Origin of the sequence: Pseudonocardia sulfidoxydans NBRC 16205 (assembly GCF_007989085.1) — a bacterium.
Lineage (GTDB): Bacteria > Actinomycetota > Actinomycetes > Mycobacteriales > Pseudonocardiaceae > Pseudonocardia > Pseudonocardia sulfidoxydans.
Window position 1 is genome coordinate 1 of record NZ_BJVJ01000067.1, and the last position, 18,969, is coordinate 18,969.

19 protein-coding genes are annotated in these 18,969 nt (G+C 73.0%); 8 read left to right on the forward strand and 11 right to left on the reverse strand.

Features of this window, described 5'->3' with window-relative positions; genetic code table 11:
• Window positions 1-20 precede the first annotated feature (20 nt).
• The 7 genes from paaE to PSU4_RS24195 all read right to left on the reverse strand — a co-directional run bounded on the left by paaE (window position 21) and on the right by PSU4_RS24195 (window position 5,350).
• Window positions 21-1,094 (reverse strand): 1,2-phenylacetyl-CoA epoxidase subunit PaaE, encoded by a 1,074-nt coding sequence (paaE, locus tag PSU4_RS24165; RefSeq protein ID WP_147112878.1) that lies wholly within the window; start codon window positions 1,092-1,094, stop codon window positions 21-23.
• A gap of 3 nt (window positions 1,095-1,097) precedes the next feature.
• Complete coding sequence (paaD, locus tag PSU4_RS24170) at window positions 1,098-1,589, reverse strand: 1,2-phenylacetyl-CoA epoxidase subunit PaaD (RefSeq protein WP_147112880.1); 492 nt, start codon at window positions 1,587-1,589, stop codon at window positions 1,098-1,100.
• Window positions 1,583-2,497: a 1,2-phenylacetyl-CoA epoxidase subunit PaaC gene (gene paaC, locus PSU4_RS24175; RefSeq protein WP_147112884.1), complete on the reverse strand. Its 915-nt coding sequence runs from the start codon at window positions 2,495-2,497 to the stop codon at window positions 1,583-1,585. The genes paaD and paaC overlap by 7 nt, the downstream gene beginning before the upstream one ends.
• Window positions 2,497-2,790: a 1,2-phenylacetyl-CoA epoxidase subunit PaaB gene (gene paaB, locus PSU4_RS24180; protein ID WP_147112888.1), complete on the reverse strand. Its 294-nt coding sequence runs from the start codon at window positions 2,788-2,790 to the stop codon at window positions 2,497-2,499. Before paaB ends, paaC begins: the two co-directional genes overlap by 1 nt.
• Complete coding sequence (paaA, locus tag PSU4_RS24185) at window positions 2,787-3,740, reverse strand: 1,2-phenylacetyl-CoA epoxidase subunit PaaA (protein WP_147112891.1); 954 nt, start codon at window positions 3,738-3,740, stop codon at window positions 2,787-2,789. The genes paaB and paaA overlap by 4 nt, the downstream gene beginning before the upstream one ends.
• Before the next feature lie 204 nt (window positions 3,741-3,944).
• The gene (locus PSU4_RS24190; protein ID WP_147112894.1) at window positions 3,945-4,562 is read right to left on the reverse strand and encodes a TetR/AcrR family transcriptional regulator; all 618 of its coding nucleotides are present in this window, start codon (window positions 4,560-4,562) and stop codon (window positions 3,945-3,947) included.
• Window positions 4,559-5,350, reverse strand: a complete 792-nt coding sequence (locus PSU4_RS24195; RefSeq protein WP_147112897.1) for an enoyl-CoA hydratase/isomerase family protein — start codon at window positions 5,348-5,350, stop codon at window positions 4,559-4,561. The genes PSU4_RS24190 and PSU4_RS24195 overlap by 4 nt, the downstream gene beginning before the upstream one ends.
• A gap of 156 nt (window positions 5,351-5,506) precedes the next feature.
• Between PSU4_RS24195 and paaZ the strand changes: the two genes are divergently transcribed.
• Window positions 5,507-7,558: a phenylacetic acid degradation bifunctional protein PaaZ gene (gene paaZ / locus PSU4_RS24200; RefSeq protein ID WP_147112901.1), complete on the forward strand. Its 2,052-nt coding sequence runs from the start codon at window positions 5,507-5,509 to the stop codon at window positions 7,556-7,558.
• Window positions 7,559-7,620: 62 nt separating this feature from the next.
• Entirely contained in the window at window positions 7,621-8,880 is a 1,260-nt protein-coding gene (paaK, locus tag PSU4_RS24205) for a phenylacetate--CoA ligase PaaK (RefSeq protein ID WP_246115312.1), read from the forward strand.
• Here paaK and PSU4_RS24210 read toward each other — a convergent pair.
• Window positions 8,877-9,410, reverse strand: a complete 534-nt coding sequence (locus PSU4_RS24210; RefSeq protein WP_307724797.1) for a TetR/AcrR family transcriptional regulator — start codon at window positions 9,408-9,410, stop codon at window positions 8,877-8,879. The genes paaK and PSU4_RS24210 overlap by 4 nt on opposite strands.
• Window positions 9,411-9,540: 130 nt before the next feature.
• Here PSU4_RS24210 and PSU4_RS24215 point away from each other — a divergent pair, with 130 nt between their 5' ends.
• From PSU4_RS24215 to PSU4_RS24225, 3 genes are all read left to right on the forward strand, one after another.
• Entirely contained in the window at window positions 9,541-9,996 is a 456-nt protein-coding gene (locus PSU4_RS24215; RefSeq protein WP_147112911.1) for a nuclear transport factor 2 family protein, read from the forward strand.
• A 5-nt stretch (window positions 9,997-10,001) separates the two neighbouring features.
• The gene (locus PSU4_RS24220) at window positions 10,002-10,751 is read left to right on the forward strand and encodes an NADPH-dependent F420 reductase (RefSeq protein ID WP_281290730.1); all 750 of its coding nucleotides are present in this window, start codon (window positions 10,002-10,004) and stop codon (window positions 10,749-10,751) included.
• A 288-nt stretch (window positions 10,752-11,039) separates the two neighbouring features.
• Entirely contained in the window at window positions 11,040-12,116 is a 1,077-nt protein-coding gene (locus PSU4_RS24225) for an endonuclease/exonuclease/phosphatase family protein (protein ID WP_147112917.1), read from the forward strand.
• Here the strand turns inward: PSU4_RS24225 and PSU4_RS24230 are convergent.
• Window positions 12,050-13,375, reverse strand: a complete 1,326-nt coding sequence (locus PSU4_RS24230; RefSeq protein ID WP_147112920.1) for a cytochrome P450 — start codon at window positions 13,373-13,375, stop codon at window positions 12,050-12,052. The genes PSU4_RS24225 and PSU4_RS24230 overlap by 67 nt on opposite strands.
• Before the next feature lie 311 nt (window positions 13,376-13,686).
• On the opposite strand from PSU4_RS24230, the gene PSU4_RS24235 reads away from it, so the two are divergent.
• Entirely contained in the window at window positions 13,687-14,697 is a 1,011-nt protein-coding gene (locus PSU4_RS24235) for a TIGR03617 family F420-dependent LLM class oxidoreductase (RefSeq protein ID WP_147112965.1), read from the forward strand.
• A gap of 4 nt (window positions 14,698-14,701) precedes the next feature.
• Here PSU4_RS24235 and PSU4_RS24240 read toward each other — a convergent pair whose 3' ends face one another.
• Window positions 14,702-15,904 carry an MFS transporter gene (locus PSU4_RS24240; RefSeq protein ID WP_147112923.1) on the reverse strand — a complete coding sequence of 401 codons (1,203 nt, stop codon included), beginning with the start codon at window positions 15,902-15,904 and terminating at the stop codon, window positions 14,702-14,704.
• Between the two features lie 107 nt (window positions 15,905-16,011).
• Here PSU4_RS24240 and PSU4_RS33225 point away from each other — a divergent pair, with 107 nt between their 5' ends.
• On the forward strand, window positions 16,012-16,203 hold the full coding sequence (locus PSU4_RS33225) for a hypothetical protein (RefSeq protein WP_507763235.1): 192 nt from the start codon (window positions 16,012-16,014) through the stop codon (window positions 16,201-16,203).
• Between the two features lie 71 nt (window positions 16,204-16,274).
• Here PSU4_RS33225 and PSU4_RS24250 read toward each other — a convergent pair whose 3' ends face one another.
• Window positions 16,275-17,192, reverse strand: coding sequence for an alpha/beta fold hydrolase (locus PSU4_RS24250; protein ID WP_246115310.1), 918 nt, complete (start codon window positions 17,190-17,192; stop codon window positions 16,275-16,277).
• Between the two features lie 334 nt (window positions 17,193-17,526).
• On the opposite strand from PSU4_RS24250, the gene PSU4_RS24255 reads away from it, so the two are divergent.
• Entirely contained in the window at window positions 17,527-18,639 is a 1,113-nt protein-coding gene (locus PSU4_RS24255) for an FAD-dependent oxidoreductase (RefSeq protein WP_246115311.1), read from the forward strand.
• The last annotated feature ends 330 nt before the right edge of the window (window positions 18,640-18,969 follow it).

Genomic DNA, 18,969 nt, shown 5'->3' on the forward strand with positions numbered 1-18,969 from the left:
AGGTTGCGCGCAGACAGCGGTCAGGAGTCGTAGTCGACGGTCACCGCGGCCGAGAGCGGGCGGGTCTGGCAGGTGAGGACGAAGCCGGCGTCGACCTCGTCGTCCTCCAGCGCGTAGTTGCGCACCATGCGGACCTCGCCGTCGCACACCTTGGCCCGGCACGTCCCGCACACCCCGCCCTTGCACGCGAACGGCAGGTCGCCGCGGACGCGCTGGGCGGCGTCGAGGACGAACTCGTCGCGGGACAGGGTGAGGGTCGTCGACCGGCCGTTGAGCACGACGGTGACCTCGCTGGTCTCCCCGTCGACGACGACGTCGTCGGCGCGGTGCAGCTCGGGCGGCGGGGCGTCGACGTAGAACAGTTCCCGGTGCACGCGCCGCCGCTCCACGCCCAGCTCCCCCAGCACGGCGACGGCGTCCTCGGTCATGCCGAGCGGCCCGCAGAGCCACCAGTCGTCGACACCCTCGACGTCGACCAGCAAAGTGAGCAGCTGCCGCAGCTTGGCGCCGTCGAGGCGGCCGCTGACGACGTCGGCCTCCATCGGTTCGCGCGACAGCACGTGCACCAGGTGCAGGCGGGGGCCGTAGGCGTTCTTGAGGTCGGCGATCTCCTCGGTGAACATGACGGTGTCGGTGCGGCGGTTGCCGTAGAGCAGGGTGACGCGGGTGTCGGGATGCGCGGCGAGCAGCGACGCCGCGATCGACAGCACCGGCGTGATGCCCGACCCGGCGGCGATCAGGCCGTGGTGGGTGCCCGCGGCCAGCTCGGGGGTGAAGCCGCCGGACGGCGGGCCGACCTCGATCTCCTCCCCCGCCTCGAGGCGGTCGACGATCCACTCCGAGAACCGGCCGCCGTCGACGCGGCGGACCCCGACGCGCGGCGCCGCACCGGCGGGCGCGCAGATCGAGTAGGAGCGGCGTTCCTCGCCGTCGGCGGTGTGCAGCCGCAGCGTCAGGTACTGGCCGGGCCGGAAGTCGTAGGTGTCGGCGAGCTCCGCGGGCACGTCGAACGTGACGGCGACGGCGTCGTCGCAGAGCCGGTCGACGGCGGCGACACGCAGCGGGTGGAACGGCGCGGCGGTGGCGGTGGGCACGCCTCAGATCTCCTTCATGTGCTCGAAGGGCTCCCGGCACGTGGTGCAGCGGCGCAGCGCCGTGCACGCGGTGGGGCCGAAGCGCGACAGCTCCTCGGTGGCGCGTGACCCGCAGTTCGGGCAGGTCACGACCGTCGGCGGGGCGGTCAGCGTCAGCGGGACGGGACCTGGGGCGGGCCGCGGCGCCGAGCCGGGCGGGGCGACGCCGGCCTCGGCGAGCTTGCGGCGGCCGGCCTCGCTGATCCAGTCGGTGCTCCACGCCGGGGCGAACACTGTCCGGACGAGGACGGGTCCGTACCCGGCGGCGCGCAGGGCGTCGGCGAGGTCGGTGCGCATCTCCTCGACGGCGGGGCAGCCGGAGTAGGTCGGCGTGATCGTGACCGTCACGGCGTCGCCGTCGATGGCGACGTCGCGGACCACGCCGAGGTCGTCGAGGGTGAGCATGGGCATCTCGGGGTCGACGACGCTTGCCACCACCTCGCGGGCGCTCACCACGACGCCCCGGGGTGTGCGCGGGCGAGGCTCTGCAGCCGGTCGAGGACGTGCCCGAGTGCCTCGGTGTGCGCGCCCTGGCGTCCCGCGCGCCCGCCGAGGGTGCCGCGACCGGGGAGGGTCGGGCGGGTCAGTGTGGCCGCGGCGAGCACCTGGTCGAGCACGGCGTCGACCTCCTCGCGGGTGGCGGCGGGGTCGGTCGCGACACCGGCGTCGACGAGGCGGCGTTCGACGTCGGAGGTGCGGAACAGCTCCTCGACGTGCGGCCACACCGTCTCCAGCCCGGCCTGCATGCGGCGGTGCGACTCGTCGGTCCCGTCGCCCAGGCGCAGCGCCCAGCGGGCGGCCCAGTCGCGGTGGTAGGTCAGCTCCTTGACACCCTTCGCCGCGACAGCGGCCACGACCGGGTCCCGGGAGTCGCGCAGCCGCGACAGCAGGGCGAGCCGCCACGTCGAGAAGACGAGCAGGCGCGCGACGGCGACGCCGAAGTCGAGGTCGTCGCCCAGCTCGGCGAGGCCGACGTTGCGGAACTCCGCCTCCCCGCGCAGGTAGGCGAGCGCGTCCTCGTCGCGGCCCGCGCCCTCGACGTGCCCGGCCCGCGACAGCAGCACCCGCGCCTGGCCGAGCAGGTCCAGGGCGGTGTTGGCCAGGGCGACCTCCTCTTCCAGCTCCGGCGCGTTGGACACCCACTCCGACACGCGGTGGCTGCAGATCAGCGCGTCGTCGCCCAGCATCAGGCAGTACTCGGCGAGGTCCGCGGCGTCGGCCCCGTCGGGGACGGGCGCCTCGATCTCGGCCTGCACGTCCTCGAACCCGGAGCCGAACGCCCAGCGCGGGTCGTCGTGCTCGGTGGTCTCCGACAACGACTGGTAGGCGTTGGTCGGGTCCTGTTCCTGCGCATGAGGAGACATCAGAGGTGCGGCACCTCGTCGGGGATCGCGTAGAACGTCGGGTGCCGGTAGACCTTGTCGGCCGACGGCGCGAAGAACGGGTCCTTCTCGTCGGGGCTCGACGCGGTGATCAGGTCCGCCCGGACCACCCAGATGCTGACGCCCTCGTTGCGCCGGGTGTAGACGTCGCGCGCGTTGTGCAGGGCCATCTCGTCGTCGGCGGCGTGCAGGGAGCCGACGTGGACGTGGTTGAGCCCGCGCTTGCCGCGGACGAAGACCTCGTAGAGCGGCCAGGTCCGTCGCCCGGTGGTCATGCCGCCGCCTCCTTCGTGCGCGCCGCCTGCTTGTCGGCGTACGCCTGGGCGGCCTCGCGGACCCAGGCACCGTTGTCGTGGGCGCGGCGCCGGTGCGCGACGCGCTGCGCGTTGGCCGGTCCGGAGCCGGAGATGACGGCTTTGAACTCGGCCCAGTCGGGCTCGCCGTAGTCGTGGGCGCCGCGGTCGGCGTTCCACCGCAGGTCGGGGTCGGGCAGGGTGACGCCCAGGGCCGCGGCCTGCGGCACCGACATGTCGACGAACCGTTGCCGCAGCTCGTCGTTGGTGTGCCGTTTGATGCCCCACGCCATCGACTGCTGTGTGTTGGGCGAGTCGCCGTCGGGCGGGCCGAACATCATCAGCGACGGCCACCACCAGCGGTTCACCGACTCCTGCACCATCTCGCGCTGCGTGTCGGTGCCGTTGACCATGGCCAGCAGCAGCTCGTAGCCCTGCCGCTGGTGGAACGACTCCTCCTTGCAGATGCGGATCATCGCCCGCGCGTAGGGGCCGTAGGAGCAGCGGCAGAGCGGGACCTGGTTGCAGATCGCCGCGCCGTCGACGAGCCAGCCGATGACGCCGATGTCGGCGTAGGACAGGGCCGGGTAGTTGAAGATCGACGAGTACTTCTGGCGGGAGTCGATGAGGCGCTCGGTGAGGTCCTCGCGGTCGACGCCCAGGGTCTCGGCGGCGGCGTAGAGGTACATGCCGTGGCCGGCCTCGTCCTGCACCTTGGCGAGCAGGATCGCTTTGCGGCGCAACGACGGCGCCCGCAGGATCCAGTTGCCCTCCGGCTGCATGCCGATGATCTCGGAGTGGGCGTGCTGGGCGATCTGGCGGATCAGTGTCTTCCGGTAGCCCTCGGGCATCCAGTCGCGCGGCTCGATGCGCCGGTCGGCGGCGACGGTCGCGTCGAACTGGGCCTCGAGTGCCTGGGTCTCCTCGGGCACGACGACTCCTCTACCGAATGTTCGTTCGGCCAAGGATGGCGCAGCGACGCCCGGACCGCAACCCGCCGACGGAAGCCACACGACCCGCGCGCAACCTCACTGCTGTCCGCGGCGCCGAACACGACCGTGAGGTTGCGCGCGGCACTCGGTACGCCGACCCCGCGGGAGCCAGTCTCCCCAGCAGGATCCGTCGGCCCGGCGGGGTCAGTGGGACGTCGGCAGGATCCCCTCGACGGCGGCGCGGGCGACCTCCTCGGGCAGCCCCGACATCCCCCGCCGGCCGGGCCGGTACCACTCGGCGACGGAGTTGACCAGGCCCGACAGCAGTCGTGCGGCGAGCACGGGGTCGACACCCTCGCGGATCTCCCCCGCGTCGGCGGCCGCCTGCACCAGCGCGGCGATCTGCCCGTCGTACTCGCGGCGACGTTCCAGCGCCCAGCGCTCGGTGTCGGTGTTCCCGCGCACCCGCAGCAGCAATGTGACGTAGGGCAGCTCGTCCATGAGCACCCGGACCTGACGGGTCACGATGCGCCGCAACCGTTCCGACGGGCCGGCGGGCGCCTCGGCCCCCGGCGGTTCCTCCAGGGCGGAGAACAGCCCGTCGAGGGCGCGTTCCAGCGCCGCCCGCAGCAGCGCCTCCTTGCCCGCGAAGTGGTGGTAGAACGACGACTTCGTGATCCCCACCGCGCGGGAGAGGTCCTCCATGCTGGTGGCGTCGTACCCGCGGGCGTTGAACTCGAGGACGGCCTTGTCGAGCACCGACTCCGAGCCGCCGCTGGGCCCCCGTGGCCGCACCGCGCGGCCGGCGTTCGTCGCCGTCATCGGCCCTCGAAGGTGGGCTTGCGCTTGTCGAGGAACGCGGCGACGGCGCCGGCGTGGTCGGCGGTGCCGACGAGGCGGGCCTGGGCGCGGCCCTCGTTGGCGAGGACGGCGGGCAGCTCGTTGACGGCGCCGAAGCGCACCGCGGCCTTCACCTCGCCGTAGGCGGCGGTCGGGCCGGCGGCGAGGGTGCGGGCGAGCTGCAGGGCGTCGTCGATCGCCTCGCCCTGGGCGATCCGGGCCAGGCCCCAGGCGGCGGCGTCCTCGGCGGTGAAGCGTTCGCCGAGCAGGAGCAGCTCGGTGGCGCGGGCGACGCCGACCATGTGCGCCAACGTCGCCGACAGCCCGGAGTCGGCGGTGAGACCGATACCGGTGAAGGCCGTCGCGAAGGTGGCCCCGGCGGCGGCGACGCGCAGGTCGGCGGCGAGGGCGAACCCGAGACCGGCGCCGACGCAGGTGCCGTTGATGGCCGCGATGACGGGCTTGGGTGCCTCGGCCATGGCCAGGACGAGGGGGTTGTAGTGCTCCTCGACCGTGGTGAACTCGGCGCCCTCGGCCAGGGCGGCGGCGTGTTCGCCGAGGTCCTGCCCGACACAGAAGGAGCGCCCGGCGCCGGTGAGCACGATCGCGCGGACGCTGTCGTCGCCGGCGACGGAGACGAGTGCGTCGCGCAGCGCGACCTTGAGCTCGACGGTCAGGGCGTTGTGCCGCTCGGGGCGGTTCATCGTGACGACGGCGACGGACGCGTCGGCGCTGTCGCGCTCGACGAGGACGGCGGGAGAGTCGGCCATCGGGTCATGCTATCGGCTCTCCGACCGATCGTTCGGTCAGTCGGCGGTCGCGCGGCGTTCCGCCGACGGGGGTGGAGGTGCTAGCTTGCCGGGGTCGACCGAACGATCGTTCGGCGACCCGCGCCCCTCGACCGGCCGTCCCCGGGAGGACATCCGATGACCGAGACGCTCCGCAGCTACGTCGCCGGCACCTGGCAGGCCCCCGACGGCGACGCCCGCACCCTTTTCGACGCGGTGACCGGCGAGGAGGTGGCGCGGCTGTCGTCGGCCGGGATCGACATGGCGGCGGCGCTCGACCACGGCCGCCGCGTCGGCGGGCCTGCGCTGCGGGAGCTGACGTTCCACCAGCGTGCCGGGTTGCTCAAGGCGCTGGCCGGGCACCTGCGCGAGCACCGCGAGGAGTTCTACGCGGTGTCGGCGCGCACTGGCGCGACGCTGTTCGACTCGAAGTTCGACGTCGACGGCGGTATCGGCGTCCTGCTCGCCTACGCCTCCAAGGGCCGCCGCGAGCTGCCGAACGACACCGTCTACGTCGACGGCGGGGTCGAGCCGCTGGGCCGGGGCGGGACGTTCGTGGGTCAGCACGTGGCGACCCCGCTGCACGGGGTCGCGGTGCAGGTCAACGCGTTCAACTTCCCTGTCTGGGGGCCGTTGGAGAAGTTGGCGCCCGCGTTCCTCGCCGGTGTCCCGAGCCTGGTGAAGCCCGCGAGCCCGACGGCGTTCCTCACCTCGGCCCTCGTCGAGCTGATCATCGGCTCGGGCCTGCTGCCGGAGGGGTCGCTGCAGTTCGTCGCGGGCGGCGTGGGCGACCTGTTCGACCACCTGACCGGCCAGGACCTGGTGTCGTTCACCGGCTCCGCCGCGACCGCCGCACGACTCCGGACGCACCCGACGATCGTGGGAGAGTCCGTCCGGTTCAGCGCCGAGGCCGACTCGCTGAACATGTCGATCCTCGGCCCGGACGTCGCGCCGGGCTCGCCGGAGTTCGACCTCTACGTCAAGGGCGTCGTCGCCGAGATGACGGTCAAGGCGGGCCAGAAGTGCACGGCGATCCGCCGCGCGTTCGTGCCGGAGCAGCACGTGGACGCGGTCGTCGAGGCCGTCTCGGCGCAGCTCGCGAAGACGGTCGTCGGCGCTCCCGACGCCGAGGGCGTGCGGATGGGCGCACTCGCGAGCCTCGACCAGCGCGACGAGGTGCGCCGCAACATCGCGGCCCTGGCCGATGCCGGGCGGATCGTGCACGGCGACCCCGGCAAGGTCGACGTCGTCGGCGCCGACAGCGAGCGCGGTGCGTTCCTCTCCCCCGTCCTGCTGACCGCCGATCCCGACCGGGCCGAGCCGCACGCCGTCGAGGCCTTCGGCCCGGTGTCGACGGTCATGGGCTACTCCTCGGTCCCGCACGCGATCGAGCTGGCCGCACGGGGCAACGGCAGCCTCGCGGGGTCGGTCGTCACCGCCGACCCGGCCGTCGCCCGCGAGATCGTGCTCGGTGTGGCGCCGTGGCACGGGCGCGTGCTGGTGCTCAACCAGCGGGACGCGAAGGAGTCCACCGGGCACGGCTCTCCGCTGCCGGCGCTGGTGCACGGCGGCCCCGGCCGCGCGGGTGGCGGCGAGGAGATGGGCGGCATCCGCGGCGTGCTGCACCACATGCAGCGCACCGCGATCCAGGCCGACCCCGACACCCTGACCGCGATCACGGGACGCTGGGTCCGCGGCTCTGCCCGCAAGCAGACCGACGTGCACCCCTTCCGCAAGCACCTGGAGGAGCTGCGCCCGGGCGACACCATCGTCGCGGGCCCGCGCCGGGTCACCCAGGAGGACGTGGAGCACTTCGCCGAGTTCACCGGCGACACCTTCTACGCGCACATGGACGCCGAGGCCGCCGCCGCGAACCCGCTGTTCGGGGAGCGCGTGGCGCACGGATACCTCGTCGTGTCGCTGGCGGCGGGGCTGTTCGTCGACCCCGACCCGGGCCCCGTGCTCGCCAACTTCGGCGTCGACGACCTGCGCTTCCTCACCCCGGTCCGGTTCGGCGACGAGCTCACCGTGACGCTGACCTGCAAGCAGCTCACCCCGCGCGACACCGCCGGTTACGGCGAGGTCCGCTGGGACGCCGACGTCACGCGCCAGGACGGCGAGTCGGTGGCGCGCTACGACGTGCTGACCCTCGTCGCGAAGAAGTCGTCTGTCCAGGAGGGTGACAAGTGACCGCCGTCGCGCGCCGGCTCGGCGCGGCACCGGACCCGGGGACCCTCGACGACGCCGAGCGCATGTCGGTCGACGAACTCCGTGCGCTGCAACTGCAGCGGCTGCAGTGGACGCTGCGCCACGCCTACGACAACGTGGCGTTCTACAAGAAGAGCTTCGACGCCGCGGGCGTGCACCCCGACGACTGCCGCGAGCTCGCCGACATCGCGAAGTTCCCGACGACGACGAAGGCCGACCTGCGCGACAACTACCCCTTCGGCATGTTCGCCGTCCCGCAGGAGCAGGTGCGCCGCGTGCACGCGTCGTCGGGCACGACGGGCCGCCCGACGGTCGTCGGCTACACCGAGCGCGATATCCGCACCTGGGCGACGGTCATGGCGCGCAGCATCCGCGCCGCGGGCGGGCGCCCGGGCCACAAGGTGCACAACGCCTACGGCTACGGCCTGTTCACCGGCGGGCTGGGCGCGCACTACGGCATCGAGAAGCTGGGGGCGACGGCGATCCCGGTGTCGGGCGGCATGACCCCGCGTCAGGTCCAGCTCATCCAGGACTTCCGGCCCGACCTGATCATGGTGACGCCCAGCTACATGTTGACCGTCGTCGACGAGTTCGAGAAGCAGGGCATCGACCCGCGCACGTCGTCGCTGCAGGTGGGCATCTTCGGCGCCGAGCCGTGGACCGAGCAGATGCGCCTCGAGATCGAGGACCGCATGGACATGCACGCCGTCGACATCTACGGGCTGTCGGAGGTCATCGGCCCGGGCGTGTCGCAGGAGTGCGTGGAGACCAAGGACGGGCTGCACGTCTGGGAGGACCATTTCCTGCCCGAGGTGGTCGACCCGCTGGATGCGACGCCCCTTCCCGACGGGGAGCAGGGCGAGCTGCTGTTCACCTCGCTCACCAAGGAGGCGCTGCCGATCATCCGGTACCGCACCCGCGACCTGACAACGCTGCGGCCCGGCACCGCGCGGCCCGGGATGCGCCGGATGGACAAGATCACCGGCCGCAGCGACGACATGATCATCCTGCGCGGGGTGAACGTCTTCCCGACCCAGATCGAGGAGATCGTGCTGCGCACCGCGGGCCTGGCACCGCACTTCCAGCTGGTACTGACGACGCAGGGCCGGATGGACGCGCTCGGCGTGCGGGTGGAGGCCCGGCCGTCGACGCCGGTCGAGCGTCGCGACGCCGCCGCGGCCGAGCTGGTCACGGCCGTCAAGGACACCGTCGGCGTGAGCGTGACCTGCGAGATCGTGGAGCCGGACACGTTGGAGCGCTCGGTCGGCAAGCTACAGCGGCTGGTCGACCGCCGCGCGCGTTAGCGCGCGGCGTCGAGCAGCACGTGCGCCGCGGCCTTGGCGTGGGCCGCGGCGTCGGGGTCGGTGCCGATCGCGGCGACGGTCATCGCCCCCTCTGCGAGCAGCGTGATCCCTGCGGCCAGCGACTCGGGCGAGTCGGTGGGGAACGCGTGGGCGAGGTCGCGCAGGTAGTCGCGGAAGAGGTCCTTGTGCCGCTGGACGGCGGCCAGGACCAGCGGCGAGTCGCCGCCGATCTCACCGAACGCGTTGATGAACGCGCAGCCGCGGAAGTCGTCCTCGGCGAACCACAGGCCGAGCCAGTCGAACACCGCGAGCAGCCGGGCCCCGGGGTCCTCGCCCGCGGCGTCGACGTGGGCGGCGACGCGCCCGCGCCACCGCACGTCGCGCGCGTCGAGATACGCCGCGACCAGGTGCTCCTTGGACGGGTAGAGCTGGTAGAGCCGCCGCATGGAGACGCCGGCCGCCGCCCTGACGTCGTCGATACCCACCGCTGCGATGCCGCGCGAGTAGTACAGCCGTTCCGCTGCGACCAACAGCCGATCGGATGCTTCCGCGAGTTCCACGCGACCCCTCCGGGCTTGACTGGTAACGGTCGTTCTCTAGACTACCCGCAAGCCGGAGAACGGCCGTTCTCCGTTGCCGAGCCGAGGAGGTCTCCGCAGCATGAGCCGTCCGCCGTTCCCCCCGTTCGACGCCGAGAGCGCCGCCAAGAAGGTCCAGGCCGCCGAGGACGGATGGAACACCCGTGACCCGGAGAAGGTCGCCGGCGCCTACAGCGTGGACTCGGTGTGGCGCAACCGCGACACCCACGTCGTCGGCCGCGAGGAGATCGTGAAGTTCCTGACCCAGAAGTGGGAGCGCGAGCTCGACTACGCGCTGCGCAAGGAGATGTGGGCCTTCACCGACAACCGCATCGCCGTGCGGTTCCAGTACGAGAGCCACAACGCCGAGGGCCAGTGGTTCCGCAGCTACGGCAACGAGCTCTGGGAGTTCGACTCCGAGGGCTACATGGCCCGCCGCGAGGCCAGCATCAACGACCGCCCCATCGAGGAGTCCGAGCGCCGCATCTTCGGCAAGCGCCCCGAGTCCGAGCACGGCAAGACGTTCGACATCTACTAGAGCCTGTGAGTGGCAATAGTCGCTATCGCGACTATTGCCACTCACGAGGTCTGCGCAGCGGGAATGCAGCCCCGGCGAGCCGGGTTGGCGCCCACATGAGGATCGGAATCATCGGCGCGGGATACATCGGCGGCACACTCACCCGGAAGCTGGCCGCCCTCGGCCACGAGGTCCGGGTCGCCAACTCCCGCGCCCCCGAGACGCTCGCCGACCTGGCCGCCGAGACCGGCGCCACCGCCGTCTGGGCCGCCGACGCCGCGACCGACGCGGACCTGGTCGTCGTCAGCATCCCGCAGAAGAACGTGCCCGCCCTCGCCCCCGGGATCGTCGCGAAGGCCCGCGACGGTGCGCCGGTCGTCGAGACGAACAACTACTACCCCCAGCAGCGCGACGGCCGTATCGACGCCATCGAGGCCGGGACACCGGAGAGTGTCTGGGTCGCCGAGCAGATCGGCTCGCCGGTGTTCAAGGTCTTCAACGGCATCTACTGGAAGCACCTGCTGGACAAGGGTGTCCCGGCCGGCACCGCGAAGCGGATCGCCCTGCCCGTCGCCGGTGACGGCCCCGGCAAGCAGACCGTGCTCGATCTCGTCGACGCACTCGGGTTCGACCCGGTCGACGCCGGGTCGCTGGCCGAGTCGTGGCGTCAGCAGCCCGGGACGCCGGTGTACGGCAAGGACTTCGACGCCGACGGTGTGCGCGCCGCCCTCGCCGAGGCCTCCCCGGAGCGCCCGGCGGAGTTCCGCGCCGAGTGACACAGCCCCGCGGCACAACAGGTCGGCGCGCGCCGACCCACGGCCCGCCGACCCACGGCGCGTCCGCACGTCGGTCGGCGAGCGCCGGCCGGCCATCGGCGCCGAGCGTGTCGTGAGCGCCGGTCCTGAGCGCTGACGACACGCTCGCCGGCCACTCGGCGCGCGAACGTGACATGAGCGCGCCCCCGTCCGCGCTGACGACACGCTCGGCGCTGGGGCTCGGGTTCGCGCGACCCGGCGCGGTGGATCTCAGGGTCTTCTCATGCTGCCCCGGCAGGATGGCGATCGATGACGACCACCTCCGTGCCCGCCGCACCGCCCGCTGCTCCGGGCCGGCCCCGGTCGTGGGTGCGGTTCGCGGTCGCGGCGGCGCTCACAGTGCTCGCCGTGCTCGTCGCCCTTCCCGACCGGTTGTGGGGGCTGGACCGCGTCGCGCCGTTCGCCCAGATCGTGGCGTTCCGGCCGTACGTGGTGGTCGCGGTCGGGCTGCTGGGGCTGGTGTTCCTGGTCGCGACGGTGTTCCGCCGACGGTTGTGGCCCGTCGCCGCGGGGCTGCTGGCGGTGGCCGTCGCGGGGACGGCGATCGTCGCGCCGCGGCTCGTCGCCGACCCGCCGCCACCCGCCGGGGCGTCGACCCTCACCGTGCTGGCGTTCAACGTCTGGGAGGGCCGGGCCACGCCCGCCGCGCTCGCCGACGTGATCCGGACCGAGCGGCCCGACCTGGTGTCGCTGCCCGAGGCCGGGATCCGGTTCGGCGACCGGATCGCCCCGCTCGTCGCGCCGCTGGGATACCGGGTGCAGTCGTCGACGGGGCGCGGGGTGCCCGACGTCGCCGGCGTGACCGTCCTCGTCGCCGACAGCGTGGGCCCGGTGACGGTCACCGTCGGCACCTCGATGGAGATCCCGTATCTGGAGGTCACGGGCGGGCGGCTCGACGCGCTGCGGTTCGCCGCCGTCCACCCGCGTTCACCGCTGCCCGACCGGCTCGACGTCTGGGCCGCCGACCTCTCCCGGCTCGGGACGTGGTGCGCGGGCGGTGGGCCCGCGATCGTCGCGGGTGACCTCAACGCCACCTTCGACCACTCGGTACTTCGCGACGCCGCGCGGGGCTGCGGGGATGCCGCCGAGCAGCGCGGCCAGGGTCTCACCCCGACGTGGGGGCCCTGGGGTCGCACTCTCGGGCCGCAGATCGACCACGTGCTGGCCACCTCGGGGATCACCGCCGAGTCGGTCCGCTTCCTCGACCTGCCCGGCAGCGACCACCGCGCCGTGCTCACACGGCTCGCCGTGCCGTCGGGTCAGACCCGCTCTGCGGGCGCGGGTGCCGCGGTCCCCAGCTCGACCGGCAGCGCGTCGACGCCGTAGACGAACGACAGCGGCCGGTACGGCAGCTCCGCGTCGGTGGCGGCCGCGTGGATCTCCGGGAACCGGCGGATGAGCGCGGGGTAGGCCGTGCGCAGCTCCATCCGCGCCAGCTCGGCGCCGACGCAGCGGTGGATGCCGTGGCCGAACGCCAGGTGCGGCGGAACCTTGCGCTGCGCGTCGACACCGTCCATGTCGTCGCCGATGCGCGGGTCGCGGTCGGCGGCCGACAACGAGCAGAGCACGACGTCGCCCGGCAGGATCGTCTTCCCGCCGACGGTCGTCTCGGTCCGGGCGAAGCGCGGGAACGCGACCTGCACCGGCGTGATGATCCGCAGCAGTTCCTCGACGAGTTTGTCGGGCGCGGCGTCGTCGGAGAGCAGGGAGCTGCGGAGCGTCTCGTCGCGCATCACGACGAGCCCGCCGAGGGCGAGCATGCTGGTGGTGGTCTCGAGCCCGCCGGTGAGCAGGCCGTCGGCGATCCCCGCCATCTCGCGGTCGTCGATCTCGTCGCCGTGCTCGCGCACCAGCATCCCGAGCAGGCCCTCGCCGGGGTCCTTGCGTTCCTTGGCGACGACGTCGAGCAGGTAGCCCACCGACTCCGACATGGCACCGAACGAGCCGGAGAACCCGCCGAGCAGGTCGAACCGGGCCGTCGAGAGCCGTTCGAAGTCGCCGCGGTCCTCGTAGCGGACCCCGAGGAGCTCGCAGATCGCGAGCGACGGGATGGGCAGGGCGAAGTCGCGGACGAGGTCGGCCTGGCCGCCGTTCGCGACGGTGTCGGCCATGACGTCGAGCTGGCCCTCGACGATCGCCTCGATGCGCGGCGCGAGCCGGCGCAGACGACGGACCGTGAACTCGGGGGTGAGGAACTTGCGCAGCCGGGTGTGGTCGGGCGGGTCGGCGAACCCGAGGCCGCCCGGGTCCTGCTCGGCGGTGATGCCGAGCCTGCCGACGAGGTGGGTGAAGTCGTTGCTGAACGCGTCGGTCGCGGTCAGGACGGCCTTGGCCTCCTCGTAGCCGGTCACCAGCCACGCCCGGATGCCGTAGGGCGCGTCGATCGTCGAGACAGGTTCGCGGTCGCGCAGCTGCCCCAGCTCCGGGACCGGGTCGACACCGACGCGGCGCAACGGCATCAGCGCCTCGTCGGGCAGGATCTCGGAGATGTCGAGCGCGCCGCCGCCGCGGCGGGCACGCCAGCGCATGTAGAGCGGCACGACGAAGCCGAGCACGCGTCGTCGGACGCTCTCCACGAGAGTCATCGCGGTGTTCCCCCTGGTCGTGGGTGGTGCGTGGGACCGGGTCGGCCGGGGTGTGGTGGCCCCGCGGCGTCGGTGCCGGGGTAGCAGCGCCGGCAGCCGGTCCGGGTCCGTGATGTCGAGGGCCGTGATCGATCCTTGCACACGGGCGCGTGAGCCCGATGTGACACCGCACCTCCCCCAGCGCCGCCCGTGGCCACGCCGCAGACATGTCTCCCGGCCGGAGCTGTGCAGACCCGGTCGCCCTGAGTGGACCCGCGCCCGGCGGGTGTGAGTGGATCGGGGCCAGCCGATACGAAGGAGCGTGGTTGCCCGTGCTGGTCGAAGCCGTCGTCGACGTCCGCAACGAGCCGGAGGGCGTCGAGGCCGCCGCCGTCCGGGCCGAGCAGGAGGGCTACGCCGGCGTCGGTGTCCCCGAGACCCAGCACGACGTGTTCGTCGCGCTCGCGCTGGCGGCGCGGGCGACGGAGTCGATCACGCTGAACTCCGCGATCGCCGTCGCGTTCGCCCGGACACCGATGACGCTCGCGATGGCCGCCAACGACATCACCCTGGTCTCGAAGGGGCGCTTCGAGCTGGGGATCGGGTCGCAGGTCAAGGCCCACATCGAGCGCCGCTTCGCCATGCCGTGGAGCAGCCCGGCGGCGCGGATGGAGGAGTTCGTCTCCGCGATGCGCGTCATCTGGGACGCCTTCGCCTCCGGTGAGCGGCTGTCCTTTTCGGGCGAGTTCTACTCCCACAGCCTGCTGACCGAGATCTTCTCCCCCGGCCCCAATCCGTACGGCAACCCGCCGGTGCTGCTGGCCGCGGTCGGCCCGCGCATGGTCGAGGTCGCGGGCCGGGTCACCGACGGAATCATGTGCCATCCGCTGACGTCTCGGGCCTACCTGTCCGACGCGATCCTGCCGACGTTGCGCGAGGCCCGCGGTGGTGGGCTCGACGGGTTCACCGTCAGCATGCCGGCGTTCGTCGTCCTGGGTGCCGACGAGGACGCCCGCGCGAAGGCCGTCGCCGGGACCCGTCGGCAGATCGCGTTCTACGCCTCGACCCCGGCGTACAAGCCGGTGCTCGACGCGCACGGCTGGGGCGACCTGCACGTCACCCTCAACAAGCTGTCCCGCCGGCAGGCGTGGGACGAGATGGCCGGCCTGATCACCGACGAGATCGTCGACACGTTCGCCGTCGGCGGGACGCCGGACGAGGCCGCGGCGGGGCTGCACGAGCGCTTCGCCGGGCTGGCGACGCGGGTCTCGCTCAACACCCCGTACGACGCCGACCCCGAGCTGGTCCTCGCCACCGCGACGGCGTTGCGCGCGAAGGGCTGATCGCTTACCAGGACGGCGGGCGCTCGCCCCGGACCGGTGTCGTCGCGACGGCGGCGAGCGGGGCGAGTGCCGCGAGGGCGAAGCCCACGGCGTAGCCCGCGACGCCGATGATCGCGCCCAGCGCGACCGGGGCGGCGGCGGAGACGAGGTTCTGGCCGGTGTTCTGGATGCCCAGGGCCCGGCCCGACCACGACGACCCGGCCAGCTCGGCGACTGCGGTGTAGGCCAGCCCGTTGTCGGCCACGGAGACGACGGCGCCGACGGCGAGGGCGGCGACGGCGAGCCACGGCGCGACGAGGTCGCCGAGGGCGAACGCCAGCAGCACCAGCGTGGCCCCGGCGGCGAGCTGGCGCATCGGGCGCATCCGGGACCCGACCCGGTCGGACCACCAGCCCGCCCCGATCCGGCCCGCGGCGCCGACGACCTGCATGACCGCGACGAACGCGCCCGCGCTCGCGGCGGCCCAGTGCTGTTCGCGGACCAGGTACTCGGTGGAGAACACGGCGATCGCGAACTGCGGCACGACGAGCAGCGCGCTGGACAGGTGGATCCGCCACAGCGGCGTGCCGGAGTAGGGCGAGCGCGCGGTGGGCTCCCCCTCGGCGCGGGGCTCGCGGGGCGGGTCGGGGGCGAGCGTCGCGATCAGGACGGCGGCGACCAGGCACAGGCCGGCCGGGACGGCGAGCGCGGTGAAGGCCCCGAGGTGCTGGCCCAGCGTGGGCAGCAGCAGGCCCGCGATGCCGACCCCGAGGGGTTGCGCGGTCTGCCGGATCCCCATGGCGACGCCGCGTTCGCTGCGCGGGAACCAGCCCATGACCATGCGCCCGCTGGCCGCCCACACCGACGACGACAGCGCGCCTGCCAACCCGAGCAGGACGACGACGCCGGCGCCGTTGTCGTGCGGGCCGAGCGCCACCCAGCCCATCGCGAGCGACCCGGTGCTCAGACCCAGCGCCATGACACGGCGTTCGCCGAACTTGTCGGCGGCCGCGCCCCAGGCGACGAGCGTCAGCAGCAGGCCGGCGGTGGGGGCGGCGACGTAGACGCCGACCTCGGCGAGGGACAGTCCGAACGTGTCGCGCAGCTGCGGGACGAGGAACGGGATGCCGTAGACGAACGCGCAGGCCGAGGCCTGGGAGAACACCCCGATGGCGAGCACGAGCCAGCGGCGCCGCGATCGTGTGTGCTCCGCCGTCGTCACGCTCACCGACTCCTCCTCGACGTCCACCCTGCCGGGAGGTTAGCACCGCTAATCCACGACGTGAGACGTGATTCCCATCCTGCGAGATCCGACGCATCACCTTCGTCATCCCGGTGACGAAGGAGGCGTCATCGGACATCAGCCACACGACGGCGGCGGCGACCTCCTCGGGCTCGCCGATGCGCTGCAACGCCTGCGGCTTCATGATCTCGGCCGGCCGCTCGGGGGTGGCGCCGCGGGCGAAGCCCGTCATCCCTGATCGGCCGGGCGAGGACGGGCACCAGGATCTGTGCCGGATTCCCTGATGCTCCGCGCGGCATCCACGGAGGTCGTGAGCGGCGATGGTCGCTATAGCGACTATCGCCGCTCACGGGGGTTACGCGCGGCGGTGCGCCCTCGAGTGCCGCCAGTCGGCCAGCAGCGCGCGCAGGCCCGTGACCAGGGACAACGGGTGGTCGACCATCACGTGGTGGGCCGCCGTGGGGATCTCGATGAGCGGGACCCCGTTGCCGAGCCGGTCGACGATCATCTCGCCCATGTCGGCCGGGACGAGCCCGTGTTCGGCGCGGAAGAGCGCCACCCGGCAGCCGGGTACGGCCAGGTCGGCGGGGACCATCGCGCTGCGGGCGAACACCGCGGGATCGAACTTCCAGCTCCAGCCGCCCTCGACCTCGCGCAGCGAGTGCTCGGCGATGTGCGCGACGACGTACGGGAGCTGCGCCTCCTGGTCGGGCACGAGCCGGAACCTGGCGATGGCCTGCTCCCGCGTCGGGTAGACGCGCAGCGGCCCGAACGCGCGCTGGTCACGGGCTGCGGTCTCCTCGGGCGTCTGCTCGCGCACCGGGGTGTCGACGACGACCGCGCCCGCGAGCCCTTCGCCGTGGCGTTGCGCGGCGGTGAGGGCGACCATGCCGCCCATGCTGTGCCCGATGACGGTCGGCAGCGGGCCGGTGCCCGAGGCCTCGGCGACGGCCACGACCTCGTCGGCCCAGCCGGCGAGCGAGTAGCTCCCGGTCCGGCTGCCGGAGTCGCCGTGGCCCGACAGGTCCATGGCGACGACGCGGCGGCCCTCGGGGCGGGCCAGCAGGGGCCCGATGTGGTCCCACCAGCGGGCGTGCGCGGCGCCACCGTGGACGAGGACGAGCCCGTCGCCGGGTGGCCCCCAGCTGCGGTAGCGGACGACGACGCCGTCGACCTCGACCTCGCCGGGTTCGGCCTCGACGGCGAGGGCGTCGGTGAACCAGGCCGGCGGGTCGCCGAGGGAGGTCGTGGTGGTGGATGCGGCTGCGGACACGTCGGGCGACTCCTTCGGCGGGCTGCGCCGACCGTACGACACAGCACCCCCGGCCCGTGTCCCGAACCACCGCCGGCCGGGGGTGGTGACGGACCGCGACCGCGCTTGACTTGGCCGAACATTCCCTGTTGAGTCGGGTCCGATCGTTGCGGGGTCACGGGTCCGGCCACCGCGGCCATTGCGCGCCACGCCCCCTCGACGGTCCGGGTCGCTCCCAGCACCCGGTACCACGCGGCCGACGACTGTCCGCTCCACCACGTTCCGTCGACAGTCGGAGGCCTCCATGACCCTTCTGCCCGATGCGGTGCGGCGTTCAGGCACACGATCCGCGTCGGTGGAGGTGGTCGTCGTCGGCGGCGGTGTCATCGGCGCCGCCACGGCATGGCAGCTGACCCGCCGCGGCCACGACGTCGTCGTGCTGGAGAAGGCGGAGCTGTGTCATCCGCGGGTGTCGCCCCACGGGGCGGCGCGCGTCTACCGGCAGGGCTACACCTCACCGTTGCACGTCCGGTTGGCCGTGGAGTCGCTGCAGCGCTGGCGCGAGCTCGAACGCGAGACCGGCGCGGCGCTGCTCACCCTCACCGGCGGAATCGACCACGGCGACCGCGGTGCCACCATCGCCATCGCCGAGACCCTTGCCGCGCAGGGTGTCCGCCACGAATGGCTCGATCCGGCCGAGGCCGCCGCGCGCTGGCCGGGGATGCAGTTCGACGGCCCCGTCCTGCACCAGCCCGACTCGGCGGGCAGGCTGCGCGCCGACCAGGCCGTGGCGGCACTGACGGCCGCCGCGATGGGCCGCGGCGCCACCGTCCGCTACTCGACGCCCGTCGAGCAGATCGAGCTCCTCGGCCCCGACCTCGCCGAGGTGTACACGCCGGGCGGCTCGATCCGGACGCGCCGTGTCGTCCTCGCCGCCGGGGCGTGGACGGCCGGGCTCGTCGGCCACCTCGTCCCGTTGCCGCCGCTGCAGGTCACCGAGGAGCAGCCGGCGGTGTTCCCGCTGGTGGGCGGCACACCATCGGTCCCGACCGATCTACGCTGGCCCACGTTCATCCACCACACCGGTCCCGGCGACGGCTGGCCCGGCGGTGTGTACGGCGTCGGCGTGCCGTGCGAGGGCGTCAAGGTCGGGTTCGGCGGCGCCGGATCGCAGTGGGATCCCGAGCGCACCGAACCGGCGCCCGAACCGACCCAGCTGAGCCGGCTCCAGGAGTACGTCGGGGAGTTCCTGCCGGGCCTCGACGTCGGCTCGCCCACCCCGTTCCGCTGTGCGTTCGTGTCCACACCGGACGCCGAGTTCCTCGTCGAACGCAACGGTCCGCTCGTCGTCGCGGCCGGGTTCTCCGGGCACGGTTTCAAGTTCGCGACGGCGCTGGGGCGCATGGTCTCCGACCTCGCCGGCGACGGCGATCGCGAGCGGCGCCTCGCGCCCGCGTCGAGGCTCTGACCCGGATCCCGGGTCGGTGCGCGAGACACCGATGCCGATGCCGCCCCCGAGCACGACGACGTCACGGCCCTCGACACTCGTATTCGTTGCGGTGTTTCTCCGCTCCTGAACCACCGTCCGCCTGGGCGAGAAGCCCGGGCTCCATCGCGGCAGCTACGGGCCGTGCACTCGGCACTGCTCGACTCACCCGGACAAGGCGTGCTGCGTCCAGAGATGGGCAGTCGGATTCGCCGAATCCGAACGCGACACAACTGGTCGGTGCAGTCCACTTCTTGCTCATGTTCGCACGCGTGCAGCGGGGTTCGCAGCCCGCTTCTCGCTCACCGCACA